A 14,000-nucleotide genomic window follows, 5' to 3' on the forward strand; every position below is an offset into this window, starting at 1 on the left:
CCTCAGGGCGCTTAGCTCAGTTGGTAGAGCGTCTGCCTTACAAGCAGAATGTCGGCGGTTCGATCCCGTCAGCGCCCACCATATCTTTTAAAGATATCGTTCTTGTTATTAGAATAATCCTAGAAATCTCCTTGATTTGATCTGTATATTCCAATTTATATAGTCCTCATCGCTTAAATGTCTGTTTTAAAGTTCAATTCAATCGTTTGATTGCATACCTTATCCAATTTCATTTTTTATATCATCCATAGTTTTTGTATAACGCATGCTTTTTGTATAAAATGTGATGAATCACAATATTTTACTATTATAAAAATTATGCGAAATCCTTATCAGCGCAAATCCAATACGTCTATTGCAAATACCATTGTGCCGCCCAAGGAACAATATATTCATTTTTTAGAAACCGTGATTGCACAAGAAAAACTCTATGGTTTATATCATGAGGGTTGGGCATTATGTGCGACCCCATCCGGTCAACAAACTTTAGCAATTTGGCAAAATAAGAATTTGGCACAACTGTTGATTCGAGACAAATGGGCGGATTATGCCATCGAAGAGGTGAGTCTGATCGATTTTGTTGAAAAGGTGATTCCCTATATTCGTCAACATCAAACCCATTTGTCCTTAAATCTGATGCCGGAAGGGCAAAATGTATTGGTGTCTGGTCGACAGTTTTTGATTGATTTGAAATCCTATTTATATAATTTATATTTAAAAGAGCCAGCACGATTCAATTCAGGCAAGTTGCCTTTACCACGTAAAATTCGTTTACACGATAAATAAAAGCAAAAGAATTAATACTCATTTAATAGCCAACCACTAAGGTAAGCAAAATATTCTCTAAGCCAAGCGTTATAACGGGTCATCAGTGGCGTGCTTGCGCTGTACAATGTGGCGTTTTGATAACCTTGTTTGTGGGCAATGGCTTCAGCACGTAAAGTATGGAAATCACTGGTCACAATGGCAATCTTAGACTCCAGTCCTAAATCATGTTGTTTGAGCACAACCAAGCTATTTTTGAGATTGAGTTCGGTGCTGGTGCTTTGATCTTCAAGCAAAATACGCTGCGTTGGAATGTGATGCTGAGATTGTAAATATTCAGACATGACTTCAGCTTCAGTTTTTACTTCTCCAAAATCATGCCCACCGGTCACGACAATCCATGCTTGAGGTACTTGTGTAGCAATTTCAGCGCCCCGATTTAAACGTAAAGCCAATGTCGGTGAGGCTTTGCCTTGAATGATGCCACTTCCCAAAATAATGATGGCTTGAGTGTTAGGCTGAACAGATGCATCTTTTATGTGGGTATGTAAGTAAGCAAAGAAAGCCAATAAGCTCAAAAGCCAAGCACTAAACCCCAAATAAGTGATGCACCATACTTTTTTTAAAATACTATGCTGTTTTAGAAATGAATGAAATCTTGGTAAAAAGAACGTATAGACGGCAAGTATTGCCCCTAAAATGAATGGGATAATCGTACCCAAATGAATTTTCTTTTGTGCGATCAGAAAAAGACCATCAGCAAATAAGATCAAGCCGACAATAAAGAGTAGGATTCTGAGCATCATGAGGGTTCTTTTCTAAAAGTGAATAGTGAAAGTGCAGAAAGCATACTTCAATTTAAGAGAAGTACAAAAAACCGAGCAATCATGCTCGGTTTTTTAAATGCTCATCTCAGCATCAAATGGACAATATTGAATTGAACAGAGATTAATAGACATCTCGACGATAGCGTCCGTCATGACGCAATTGATCGACTACATCAGCACCTAGAATCTCGATTAGGGTTGCATCGACATCTGAGGCCATACCTTGAATACTGCCGCACACATAGATCACAGCACCTTGTTCAATCCATGATTTAAGTTCATCCGCCTGTTCACGCAGTTTATGGTGCACGTAGATTTTCTCGGCTTGATCACGAGAGAAGGCCAAATCACAACGTTTTAACATGGCGGTATTCTGCCAAGCTTGAATAGTTTCTTTGTAGAAGAAATCATGGGCTTGTTGACGTTCACCAAAGATCAGCCAATTCTCGGTATAGCCTTGACGAATACGTGCTGACATCAGGCTCAGCAGTCCTGCAATACCTGTCCCGTTGCCAATACAAATGATCGGGCGATTATCATCGATCAAATGGAAGTTTGGGTTGGTCCGAATCCGCAGATGAATTTTGTCACGTAGTTGCGTATGGTGTGTCAGCCAGCCTGAGCCTAAGCCCAATTCTCCTGAGTTATCCATTTTTTGACGCACCACTAAACGTAATACTTGTTGCGTCGGAATACTGGCAATCGAGTATTCACGAATCGGTAAATCTGGCAACTGATTCACGAGTAAATCTAAATTGGTAACTGACTCAATATCAGACGCTAAATTTTTATTCCAGAGGGCGTGTTGAATGCTTTGGTTGAGACTATCGACATGTGCATCCGCATCAATCTGATGTTGATCGAGGAATACTTGAATCCGTTCAAGGCTATTTCCGGGTTGCACGATGGCAATATCACCGGCTTGCCACTGCGCTTCATGTTGCGCTTGTAATTCAAGATTAAAAGCGGGGGCGCCGAGACTATTTGGATTGAGCAATGTACGTTGAGTTAAAGTCCATTGATCAAAAGTATGTTCAATGTTGGATGATTTAAGTTTAAGTTGGCTGACGGTTGCCAATTTCTCATTCCATAACTGAATGGCTTTGGCATTGCTATTGTCCACTTCAATGGTTTCAAACAATGCGGTGGCTTGATTTTCTTCTAACCAGCGGTGTAAGTAATGCCCAAAGAAACAGAAGGTTTCTGGATAATCCATTGAACCTAATGCCAGTACAGCAAATTTTAAATGACTCAAATCTAAACTTTGACTCATGATATTTTTGCTAAAACTGCTGGCTAAATCAGGGGCTTCACCCGTGCCATAGGTACTGGCAATAAACAATACTTTTTCAAACTTTTGCAAATCGGAAAGGGTGAGTTTCTGAATCGGTTTAACCGTCACCGATTGCTGCGCTTCTTGTAAACTACTGGCTGTGCCCCACGCCAATTGTTCAGACACTCCGGTTTGCGTCGCATAAGTGATCAGCCAAGGCGTTGCATCGGGATCGACTTCACTCATTAAACCCTTTTGCTTCGCCACCAAAGTCAATTGCTTTTGCTTACGACGTTTTAAATACAACATCCAACCGGTCACAAAGAATAACGGCATGGATAAAGCAGATAACATGGCAAAGAATTGATATAACGGTCCGAAGAAACTGCCACGATGCACAGGCAAAATGCTGCTCATCACTTTTTCATTCAGTTTTTTGTCGGCATAGAGTTCCATTTTTTCAATATGTGCCGATTGATAGTTGTAAACGGCTTTATTACGGGCACGTTCATGTTGAGGAATAACATCGACAAACGAGACCTCTACTTTACCATCATCTTTCTTGGGAAGATTAAGGGTCAAGGTTGAATATTCACGTCCCATTTGCGCATTAAAGCCTAACCACGTCTGATTTAAAGCACGGTGAATTTCGACTGGAGAAAGCGCATCTGATTTTTCAGTTCGATCCTCACGCGGTTTTTTTGCCGCAATTGAATCAGAAATAACCGCGTTACCTGCATGATCAGATCTTTGCGTGTGTTGCGTCGGTGCTGAACCATGTTCAGTATGTTTCTCTGCAGGATCACGAGCCGATTCGTTCTTTTTATTTTCAAGTGGTTTTTCTACGCCCATGAGCGTGTACATTCCGTTTTTCCACCAACTGTATGACCAAGTTAGACCTGTGGAAGCGATCACGATGTAAAACACAAACACCCAAGTGCCGGCAACCGCATGGAGGTTCCAAATAAAATTGCGTCCTTGCAGTTGTGGTTTAAACGACAGCCATTGTTTCCAAGTATGTACTTTCGGCCATCTGAGGTATAAACCACTCAGTGCAAAGAAAATTAAGATTAAAGTACACGCGCCCGTAATCTGTTTTCCGACCGGACCTACAGTTAATGTGCGGTGTAAATTCTTTATAAACTTAAAAAATTCCTGCCCTTTAATCTCCGGTAACTTTTCAGCCGTATAAGGATTGACCATCAGGTTTAAGCCGTGCTTGTCACCTTTTTTAACGATGTTCACTACAGAAGATGCTGTAGGGGATGCCGCTACCGTAATACTGTTAATCTTCAACGCTGGGTCATGAATGTGAAAATGTTGATACAGTTCAGCAGGGCTGAGTTTACGGGTGTTTTCAGCTTGAACTGTATAACTCTCTGGGTTGATCAGTTTTAAAATCTGTTGATCATAAGAGTAGATTGCGCCAGTCACACCCATCAGGGAGAGAATCAATCCAGCGGTGATGCCAAGAAACCAATGCATTTGGAAAAAAGTTTTTTTTAGCATGGAGATACAGTGGAGATGCAAGTTTAGGGTGGCCGAATTATATCCGAAGATTGGGGAGAGAAAATGAATTATGCAGATAATATTCATTCTCATTTATAGTTTTGTAAGGCTGAATCAAAAAAACCTCCAAAAATGGAGGTTTTAAAGGGGATCTGCGCTTTAACACTTATAGTGTTTTTGCTGCACCCACAGTTTCATTTAAATGTTTGCGTACAGTTTCAAATGAGAAATTTTTGCTGTCCATACGTTTAGGTAAGATGTATGCACCTTGTTGACCTTTCATTTTGAAATTAATCAGCATGAAATCTGGGGTGTTATACCATTCGTAAATGTCTTTCCAACCCACTGTACCGACACCTTCTTGCAGACCTATTTTTTGGCGCATCACGATGCCACTCGGCTGCACACCCAGTTTAATGCCTTTGATTTCTTCTACTGGGAATTCATTCATCTTACGCTTCACATACCACTCTAGGCCGAATTTACGCACCAAAAAGTAGATAACAACAGCGACAAGTGTCACCCAGAAGATAATCGTTGAATAATTTCGGATAAAAATTAAACCCAAAATCGACAGTGCAACAACCGCAGCCATAATCGCCCAAGCTTTAGTACCAATCTTATTGGTGCTACGCCAAATTGCCAATTGCGCTTGACGCTGTTCAGCTTCAGTCACTTCATAAGGGACCGGTTGTAAGGTATACGCGTAAAGATTTTTCGCAGTCATAGTGTCATTAACAAAAAATTGTAAATCTAGGCACAGTTTATCACTAAATGACTTGACTCAGTGAGGAAATTGTTCAAATTTAAACAGCTATGCCGAGCTGTTTAGATTGAAGCAAGTGCACTGGAGTGAGCATCATGCTCATGGCTCAAACTCTGTTTTAAATTGCTTAAATGTTTCAGTATGCTTAACATGAGTGATAATTGTTGTAATACAATCAAATCCTTAGAGGTGTCTTCACGACTTTGATTTAATTTAATACGAATGTTTTGCTGCAGGTTGTGCAAATTCAATTCAGGCATTTCATCATGTAAAAGAGCACCACGAATATCCGCTAAAGCATGATGTAAAAGCTCAAGCGTTTCCTGATCATAAATTTGATCGCGATGTGCACCCAGTGCTGCGATATAACTTAAAAAAGTATGATTCAAACACAAAAATTCAAAGGCTTTGCTCTTTTGCACTGGATCAAAATCGGGCTCTGTAGCGAGGGTAGACACCAGTGATGCAACATCGGCATCACGGTTATGCGCTGCACGACGAACCACGCGATAATTCAAACCATTGTTACGCCCTTGAGCATATTGATTGACCACTTCGGCCAAATAATTACACTGTGCCTCTAAAGAACGGGCAACAGTCGGCGCCAAACGACGAAATTTCCAATCGGGGAAAATAAAGGTCACGCCTAACCAGGCCAAACCACAGCCAATAATGGTATCAATTAAACGGGGCATCGCGGCTTGAAAACCGAGTCCGTCAAGATTGAAGTTAATTAAGGCTAAAATCGTGATAAATGCGGTAGCTTGGGCATATTGCTTACTGCGCAGATCAAAGAACAACACACCGCTTAGAATCAACAGCAGTAACTGACCTTCCGTTGATGGTACAAAGTACAGAATCAAAAAGCCGAGTGCGATGCCTGCCATAGTGCCCAAAATACGCAGGCGCAAACGCCGTTTGGTGGCATTAAAATTCGGTTGACTGACAAACAGTGCGGTGAGCAGTACCCAATAGCCATATTGAATATCGGTGATTTGCACAAAGATATAACCGACCAAAAGCACCATCGAGACACGAATGGCATGTCGGAACAGCACCGATTCAGGGGTGAGATTTTGTTTGATCCGCACCACTATATCTTGCCAGCCTTTAAGATCATCATCTTTGAGTTGGTTTTCAATATATTTATTTTTATCGAGTTTGATATTGCGTTCAGTTTCCACATTACGCAGTTGTGCATCGATGCCTTTTAAGTTTTGAAATAAGGCAAAGAGGGCATTGACCCAAATCAAATCATGTTGCTGATTTTCACGCAACTGTTCCAACGATTTCTTAAGATTGACAAAAGCATGATCAAAGCGGGCATTATGTTTGTAGATGGTCCGATTTAAAATGCTGTCGCTCAAATCCTTACAGGCCTTAGCTTGCAAAGACAGAATCCGTTGAAAGCGAAACAAAATGTCGCTGTGTTCAAATATTTTGGTCAGCTTTTGATAATCGATATGTGCGGAATCGGCACGTTCATGAATGTCTTGCGCGACAAAATAATATTGTAAACTGCGACGGGTATCGATCTGACCCCGGTCACCTTTTAAACGTGTCAGTAAGGTGGTTTTCATGTCGTTGAAAATCCCCACCAACTGACCATTTTCCAGTGACAAGCTGATCATACTTTTTTGATAGCTTTTCGCTGTCATATCGACATCGAACAAATTTGATTTGGCAAATAAAAAGTCACCGAGAGCAGAAAAACTTTTCGCCAATTGATCTTGTACTTGGCGCGCAGGGAACAGCAAGAAACTAATGGTGGCAATGATGCCGTACCAAATCGCGCCTGTGACCAATAACACCGGTTGCGCATACCATTCTTCAAACAGATTGACTCCAAGCATGGCATACACAGAAATCACCAAACAGCCATAAGAAATAGTGGCGTAACGACGTCCTAACGACCCGAGTAAAATTAAACCAATACAGGCAACAATTAAGCCTAATGCGAAGACCACTGGGTAGGGGAATAACAGTTGCACCGATGCAGCGCTGACAAAGAACCCAATATAGGTATAAATCAGGTTCATAATCCGAACCGAAAAACGATCGTCAATATCGCTTAAACCTGCGGCAACCACCCCAAGGGTCAAAGGAATGGTCATCAATTGATGACCTAAAAAATAGGGAATAAATGCCGTGCCTGAAAATGCGATGATCATTCTGAGGTTGTACATAAAAGACGTGTTGTAGGTTGCTTTTTTAAGCTGCATCAACCAAGTGTTCAAACCCCAATCCTTATTTTAGTGCTAAATCGCATAGTTACATTTCTAATTATAAACTGAATGAATCGTGAAAATTCACTTGTATTGTGCACGAATCATCCGTCAATTCAGTATAAACTCGTCTGTCATATGATTGTCAATTTTGAAATACGCCATGCCTGAAAAAAATGCGAGCCAAGACTATTCAAGCGGATGGATTATTCTCCTCGCTTTATTTACAGCACTTGGTCCTTTGTCGATTGATATGTATTTGCCAGCATTGCCACAAATGGCAGATGACTTTGGGGTAAGTACACAACAAATTTCAAATACGCTGCCTGCTTACTTTTTAGGTTTAGCCATTGGACAGTTATTCTATGGTCCGATCAGTGATCGGATCGGACGTAAGAAGCCGCTGTATTTCGGCATGAGTGTATATGCACTGGCGAGTTTATTGTGTGTTGTTGCACCGAATGATTGGGCGATGATTGCTGCACGAATTTTGCAAGCTTTGGGTGGTTGTGTCGGTGTGGTTATGGCACGAGCAGCAATTCGCGATAAGCTGGACCTACAGTCATCTGCACAAGCCTTTGCCAGTATGATGATTGTAATGGGGCTTGCACCCGTTTTGGCACCGATGATTGGGGCATTCATTTTAAAATTTTTAAGCTGGCAAGCGATTTTTGTAGTGTTGGCGATGATTGGTTTGTTTTGCCTAATCTGCGTGCATTTCTTGTTTGTAGAAACGCTACCTGCTGAACGTCGTTTAAAACTGAATTTTAGACAAGTGTTTGTATTGTACAGTTCGATTGTTCAAGATCAGTCATTTCGTTTGCCCATGCTCGCGGGCTGTCTGACTGGTGCGGCATTGTTCTGTTATATCAGTTCAGCAGCACCGGTGTTTTTAGAGCAGTTTAAGCTTGAACCGCAACTATTTTCATATCTCTTTGGTTTTAATGCCTTTGGGATTATGCTGTTTTCATCGTTGAACAAACGCTTGAGTCAAAGATTAAGTATTGCTCAAAGACTGAAACTCGGTGGACTGATTCAATTGAGTGGGGCTTTACTGATCTTCTTAGTAAGTTGTTTTAACCCAAGCTTACTCAGTATCGTGATGCTCGGGGTATTTATGACGGTGGCAGGCATTGGTTTTACTGGGCCGAATGCCATGGCATTGGCAATGTCGAAACAAGGCAATCGTGCAGGCACAGCCAGTGCAATTATGGGCAGTGCGCAATTTGCATGTGGATTGTTGGGTGGTGTGCTGTTGAATTTCTTGTTTGGCTCAGCCTTAATGGATATGGCGATATTGATGCTGATCTTTACTGGTTTGGGCTGTGTGGCTATTTTCAAATTGAGTAAAAGCTTGCAACATGCCTAAGTACATTTGAAAATTGTTCAATCAAAAAGAGCCGAAGGGCTCTTTTTTAGATTTGAAATTAGATCGATGATCGAGTTAATGGATATCGTTTTAAAGGCAACCTAATCTAGAAACACGGAGAAATTTTCTACGGGTTCACGCGGAGTCACAAAAGTATTGATGATATGTTCGGGGTCAGCATAACCCAATGCCATAGCACAGACCAATTCTTCATTGTCAGGTGCACCGAGCACATCGAGTACAATGCGATGAAAATGATTCCATGCCGCTTGTGGACAGGTGTCTAAACCACGTGCTTTGGCAGCAATCATGACATTTTGAATCATCATGGAAATATCCATTTTTGCACCAATGCCCATGGCTTTGTTGACCGTGAAAAATAAACCGACTGGCGCATCAAACAGTTGATAGTTACGCAGTTGCTGTGCTGCCATTTTCTCTTTGTCACCTTTTTGAATGCCAAGTAGACCATAGAGCCCCCAACCATTTTCACGACGACGATCAATATACGGTGAAATCCATGTTTCAGGGTAATAGGCAAAGGTTTCAGTATACTGCGCAGCACGTTCAGGCTGTTGAAATAATTCGATTTGCGCGGCACACACCCGCTCAATCATCTCAGCACGTTTTTTTCCAGTGATCACATAGACTTTCCACGGTTGGGTATTGGTGCCTGAGGGAGCGCGTGCGGCGACTGTTAAAATGTCTTTTACAATCTGTAGATCAACTGCTTTGTCTAAGTAAGCACGAATCGATTGACGCGAGCTAATCGCTTGGTCTACCAGTTGAACTTGGTCAGAACACATAAAAACTCCGATTAAAATTATTATTTCCTTGGGTATACGCTATATACCATAGTCTTATTTGTAGTGTCATTTTCAAAGCATGACTGGGGCTAACGCACAGATATATCAAATATTTTGAATTAGTAAGCTGAAATTGTTCTTGAGATTCCAATAAATCTTGAAAATACGTATTTTAATATTGATCATTAATTGTTAGATTAGGTTATGTGTTATACACATAATGTTACGTAGTAAAATTTAGCAACAAAATAATTTTTTGGAAAAAATGCAGTGAGTGCATGTTTTTTAAAGGAAAAAGCCTTTAAGCCAAACAATACGTTTAACGTCGAGATATGACGAGAAACCAGATGCACGGATATGCACCTTTTACACTTTGGAGTTTTTGATGAGTCAATTCATTCGCAGTCAATCGTTAATTCAAAAAGGTTTAGCTGTCGCCGTAACTGCAGTGATGATGAGTTCAGTTCATGCTGCAACAGAAAAGGAAGAAATTCAAAGTCTTCGTCAAGAAGTTGCCGAACTGAAAGCATTATTGACTCAACAAGCTCAAGTGCAACAACAGCAACAAGTGCAACTTGCTGAAGTAAAAGCACAACCGGCAACTGCTTCGGCACCGCTGTCTTTAAAATCTAAAGCGGGTGCAAGCGTCAATCTTTATGGTTTTGTCCGCGCTGATGCTGAATATTCTGCCAAAGGTGCTGATGGAATCTTTAACGCACCGAACAAAGTTGATTTAAATGGTGTTGCTGTAGGTGAAAAAGACCCTAAAACGATTAATCCAAACAAAGATCGTTTCTATGCCACGGCTAAAACCACACGCTTAGGCTTGGATTTTGTTGCACCCGTACAAGGTGCTGATGTGGGGGGGAAAATCGAGGTCGATTTTGCAGGCACCAATGAAGCACTTCGTATTCGTCATGCGTATTTAACTTATAACCAATGGTTGTTTGGTCAAACCACATCTTCATTCTTGTCAGGTGAAACCACCGCTGAAATGCTCGACTTTGGTTCACCACTGGGTATTGGGACCAAACGTATTCCAATGGTGCGTTATGCAGATAAATGGGGTGCAGATACTTTTTACTTCGTTGGCTTAGAAAAAGGTGCTGATGCTAACCGTCTACCAACCTTAACCGGTAAAGTATCGACAAAAATTGCAGATGGTAAAGGTTTAGTCACTGCCCGTGCTTTACTGCAAGAAGACCGTGGTCGTATTGCTCGAAATGGTCAAGAATATAAAGATGAAACTGAGTTAAGTTGGGGTGTGGCTGCAGGCTTAAACTTTAAGCCAATTGAACAATTAACTTTAAATGCCGATTATTCACATGTTTCAGGTGATAACAACAGCTTAATTGGCTTTGTTGATAACTCAGTTGTAACCAATACCAATACTAATGATATTGATCTTGTGGATTTCGATGCTGTCACTGTAGGTGCTACCTATAAGTTTAATCCTAAGGTACGTTCGACTTTAGGCTATGGCGCAATTTTCTATGATGATAAATATTTAGTGACAGGCAAAAATGAAACCTTACAACAAGGTTGGTTAAATGTGATGTATAACCCAATTAAACCGATTACCTTTGGTGCGGAATACATTTACGGTGAACGTGAAACTGTGGGTGGTCAAGTCGGTCGCGACAGTAGTGTAGGTTTAATGGCGAAATATGATTTCTAATCATCGTAGTAATTAAGATCACAATAAAAAAGAGCTCAGTATGAGCTCTTTTTTATGCAATAATTACGCTTTAACTATATGCAATTGATTATCTAAGTCTCTAGATTTGTTCACTTTAAGCTTTACATTATTCAACTTGTTAGCATTCAATATTGATTTAATGTATTCGGTGAATTGATGCTTATACAAATTTAGTTTTAAAAATATGCAGATATAGAAGAATTAGAGTGGATACCCAATATGGAAATAACGTTTAATGCATTTTATACCCTGATTGCAGCCGTAATCGTGCTGCTTTTGGGACGGTTCTTGGTCAACAAAATTGATTTTTTAAAACGCTATAATATCCCAGAACCTGTAGCGGGTGGTTTGGTTGCAGCGGTTCTCTCCTATATTGTTTATAGTATTTGGGGATACAGCATTACCACGAGTGGTGTTTTACAAACCAGTTTCATGTTGATTTTCTTCGCTTCAATTGGTTTAAGTGCAAACTTTTCAAAACTAAAAGAGGGCGGCATGGGGTTGGTGATCTTTTTGATTGCTGTTGCATCCTTCATTGTCGTGCAAGATGTAGTGGGGATTAGCTTAGCCACGTTACTCGGAATCGACCCACTGATTGGTTTAATTGCAGGCTCGATTACCCTGACAGGTGGTCATGGTACTGCAGGTGCTTGGGGTGAAATTCTTGAAGTAGAGCATGGGATTCAAGGCGCATTGGCTTTAGGTATGGCAAGTGCGACGTTTGGCTTAATTATTGGTGGTATCATTGGTGGGCCATTGGCCAAGTTGCTGATTAATAAATACAAATTAGCAGCACCTCATAGTAAAGAAGAAATTAATGCTCGTGATAGACATGATCAAAATGACCCACATCAAACTGGCGAATTTGTAGCGTTTGAATATCCAAATCAAGTCCGCTTAATCACTGCAGACAATGCCATCACCACTTTAGGTTTATTTGCGGGCTGTTTGGCTTTTGCAGAGTTTATGACCGGCTTTAGCAAGGGTACAGCATTTGAACTGCCTACCTTTGTTTGGGCATTGGCTGGGGGTGTGATCCTAAGAAATTTTCTTGAAGGTGTTTTGAAAGTTAAAATATTTGAGAGAGCGATTGATGTATTTGGTAATGCATCACTGTCTTTATATTTAGCGATGGCACTCCTTTCGTTAAAGCTTTGGCAGTTGGCAGATCTTGCCGGTCCTTTGGTGGTGATCTTATCTGCGCAAACATTAACAATGGCTTTATATGCTGCATTTGTGACTTTCCGTGTGATGGGTAAAAATTACGATGCTGCTGTGTTGGCGGCAGGCCATTGTGGTTTTGGTATGGGCGCAACACCGACTGCTGTTGCAAATATGCAGGCGATTACCAACATGTATGGGCCTTCTCATAAAGCATTTTTAATTGTCCCGCTCTGTGGTGCTTTTTTTGTGGATTTAATTAATGCCACGGTCATTCAAATGATTTTAAAATTTTTCGCATAAATTTTAAATTTCACTGAACAAAGCCTCGACTAAACATCGAGGCTTTGTTCATTTATGTACTTATATGGGTAATCTTTCTACATAAAAAGCCGAATATCATAAAAATTTAAACAGTAAATCTGACAGTGGTATGATTTGATAGTCCCATTCTTTAAATTAGCTTTTAGATTCAATGAAACTTCTTAAAATTTTCTGTCTCGGTTTATGTATTAGTCTTTCTGCTTGTCAGCATAGTGCGATCAAGTCACAGACGGTTGCAACCAAGCCTGTGCAGGAAGCAAGTTCTGATATCGATTACACTGCATTTAAAAAGAATAAAGCCAATCACAAACCTGTGGTGGCCTTGGTGCTTGGAAGTGGAGGGGCACGCGGTTACGCTCATATTGGGGTGATTGAAGTGCTTGAACAAAAGGGTATCAAGCCTGATTTTATCGTGGGCACCAGTGCGGGCAGTATTGTGGGTTCGATCTATGCCAGCGGTAAATCTGCACAGGAATTGCGTGATATTGCCTTGAAAATGCAAGTGCATGACGTGCGTGACTTTAATATTAAAATGCAAGGTTTCCTAGACGGTAAAAAAGTTGAAAATTATGTCAATAAACACGTCGGGAATCTGCCCTTAGAAGAATTAAAAATTCCACTGTATGTCGTGGCAACTGAACTCAAACATGGCGAAAAAGTGGTGTTTAATAAAGGGAATACTGGCCAAGCCGTACGTGCATCTATCTCTATTCCAAGTATGTTTATTCCTGCCAATATTAATGGCAATCAATATGTCGATGGCGGTTTGGTTAGTCCGGTCCCTGTCAACATCGCAAGAGAGTTGGGCGCAGACATCGTAATTGCGGTGGATATTTTGGCACAACCGATCCATACCGAAACCACCAATCTTTGGGGGATGTTCAACCAAAACATCAATATCATGCAAAGTAAATTGGCTGAGGAAGAATTAAAAAATGCAGATATCGTAATTCAACCTGACTTACGTGAAAAAGCCCATATTTTTGATGTGAAAGGCCGTGAATTGACCATGCAAGCGGGCATTGATGCTGCCTCTGAAAAAATGGAGCAGATTGAAAAATTGTTCGAGAATCAACCCAATATTAAATCTAAATTTTATTCTGCCCAGCAGTAAGTTGAGTACAGACTGTTAATGCTTAATGGTTTTAAAAAAATTAAGGTTGTGCAATTTTTAAAATTTAATAATAGGTATTAAGTCTGCATTAATACCTATTTTATCTATATATAACATGATTTTATGTTTACCATTTGGTTGATTTTTTTTATAATTTTAAAA

10 protein-coding genes and 1 tRNA gene are annotated in these 14,000 nt (G+C 40.5%); 6 read left to right on the forward strand and 5 right to left on the reverse strand.

The window, feature by feature from the left end; genetic code table 11:
- Positions 1-5 precede the first annotated feature (5 nt).
- Together G8D99_RS03680 and G8D99_RS03685 are read left to right on the forward strand one after the other, a co-directional pair.
- A tRNA-Val gene (locus G8D99_RS03680) sits at positions 6-81 on the forward strand.
- Positions 82-318: 237 nt separating this feature from the next.
- A complete protein-coding gene (locus tag G8D99_RS03685) occupies positions 319-786 on the forward strand; it encodes a DUF2750 domain-containing protein (RefSeq protein WP_166322739.1) in 468 nt (155 codons plus the stop codon).
- An 11-nt stretch (positions 787-797) separates the two neighbouring features.
- Here the strand turns inward: G8D99_RS03685 and G8D99_RS03690 are convergent, their stop codons facing one another.
- The 4 genes from G8D99_RS03690 to yccS form a co-directional block, all read right to left on the reverse strand.
- Positions 798-1,571 carry a YdcF family protein gene (locus G8D99_RS03690; protein WP_166322741.1) on the reverse strand — a complete coding sequence of 258 codons (774 nt, stop codon included), beginning with the start codon at positions 1,569-1,571 and terminating at the stop codon, positions 798-800.
- A gap of 142 nt (positions 1,572-1,713) precedes the next feature.
- Positions 1,714-4,374: a PepSY domain-containing protein gene (locus G8D99_RS03695; protein WP_166322743.1), complete on the reverse strand. Its 2,661-nt coding sequence runs from the start codon at positions 4,372-4,374 to the stop codon at positions 1,714-1,716.
- Between the two features lie 166 nt (positions 4,375-4,540).
- Entirely contained in the window at positions 4,541-5,101 is a 561-nt protein-coding gene (locus G8D99_RS03700; protein WP_166322744.1) for a YcxB family protein, read from the reverse strand.
- Positions 5,102-5,202: 101 nt separating this feature from the next.
- Positions 5,203-7,377, reverse strand: a complete 2,175-nt coding sequence (yccS, locus tag G8D99_RS03705; RefSeq protein WP_166322745.1) for a YccS family putative transporter — start codon at positions 7,375-7,377, stop codon at positions 5,203-5,205.
- A gap of 151 nt (positions 7,378-7,528) precedes the next feature.
- Between yccS and G8D99_RS03710 the strand changes: the two genes are divergently transcribed.
- On the forward strand, positions 7,529-8,734 hold the full coding sequence (locus G8D99_RS03710) for a multidrug effflux MFS transporter (RefSeq protein WP_166322746.1): 1,206 nt from the start codon (positions 7,529-7,531) through the stop codon (positions 8,732-8,734).
- A 101-nt stretch (positions 8,735-8,835) separates the two neighbouring features.
- Here G8D99_RS03710 and G8D99_RS03715 read toward each other — a convergent pair whose 3' ends face one another.
- The gene (locus G8D99_RS03715; RefSeq protein WP_166322747.1) at positions 8,836-9,540 is read right to left on the reverse strand and encodes a nitroreductase; all 705 of its coding nucleotides are present in this window, start codon (positions 9,538-9,540) and stop codon (positions 8,836-8,838) included.
- 385 nt (positions 9,541-9,925) lie between these two features.
- Between G8D99_RS03715 and G8D99_RS03720 the strand changes: the two genes are divergently transcribed.
- From G8D99_RS03720 to G8D99_RS03730, 3 genes are all read left to right on the forward strand, one after another.
- Entirely contained in the window at positions 9,926-11,218 is a 1,293-nt protein-coding gene (locus tag G8D99_RS03720; RefSeq protein WP_166322748.1) for a DcaP family trimeric outer membrane transporter, read from the forward strand.
- A 240-nt stretch (positions 11,219-11,458) separates the two neighbouring features.
- Positions 11,459-12,703 (forward strand): sodium/glutamate symporter, encoded by a 1,245-nt coding sequence (gene gltS, locus G8D99_RS03725; protein WP_166322749.1) that lies wholly within the window; start codon positions 11,459-11,461, stop codon positions 12,701-12,703.
- A 172-nt stretch (positions 12,704-12,875) separates the two neighbouring features.
- Positions 12,876-13,838, forward strand: coding sequence for a patatin-like phospholipase family protein (locus tag G8D99_RS03730; protein WP_166322751.1), 963 nt, complete (start codon positions 12,876-12,878; stop codon positions 13,836-13,838).
- The last annotated feature ends 162 nt before the right edge of the window (positions 13,839-14,000 follow it).

Source organism: Acinetobacter lanii, assembly GCF_011578285.1.
Taxonomy (GTDB): Bacteria; Pseudomonadota; Gammaproteobacteria; order Pseudomonadales; family Moraxellaceae; genus Acinetobacter; species Acinetobacter lanii.

Bases quoted from the DNA above. Each gene is read 5' to 3' on its own strand.
- G8D99_RS03685 (WP_166322739.1), top strand. From the start codon at position 319: ATGCGAAATCCTTATCAGCGCAAATCCAATACGTCTATTGCAAATACC.
- G8D99_RS03690 (WP_166322741.1), bottom strand. From the start codon at position 1,571: ATGATGCTCAGAATCCTACTCTTTATTGTCGGCTTGATCTTATTTGCT.
- G8D99_RS03695 (WP_166322743.1), bottom strand. From the start codon at position 4,374: ATGCTAAAAAAAACTTTTTTCCAAATGCATTGGTTTCTTGGCATCACC.
- G8D99_RS03700 (WP_166322744.1), bottom strand. From the start codon at position 5,101: ATGACTGCGAAAAATCTTTACGCGTATACCTTACAACCGGTCCCTTAT.
- G8D99_RS03710 (WP_166322746.1), top strand. From the start codon at position 7,529: ATGCCTGAAAAAAATGCGAGCCAAGACTATTCAAGCGGATGGATTATT.
- G8D99_RS03715 (WP_166322747.1), bottom strand. From the start codon at position 9,540: ATGTGTTCTGACCAAGTTCAACTGGTAGACCAAGCGATTAGCTCGCGT.
- G8D99_RS03720 (WP_166322748.1), top strand. From the start codon at position 9,926: ATGAGTCAATTCATTCGCAGTCAATCGTTAATTCAAAAAGGTTTAGCT.
- gltS (WP_166322749.1), top strand. From the start codon at position 11,459: ATGGAAATAACGTTTAATGCATTTTATACCCTGATTGCAGCCGTAATC.
- G8D99_RS03730 (WP_166322751.1), top strand. From the start codon at position 12,876: ATGAAACTTCTTAAAATTTTCTGTCTCGGTTTATGTATTAGTCTTTCT.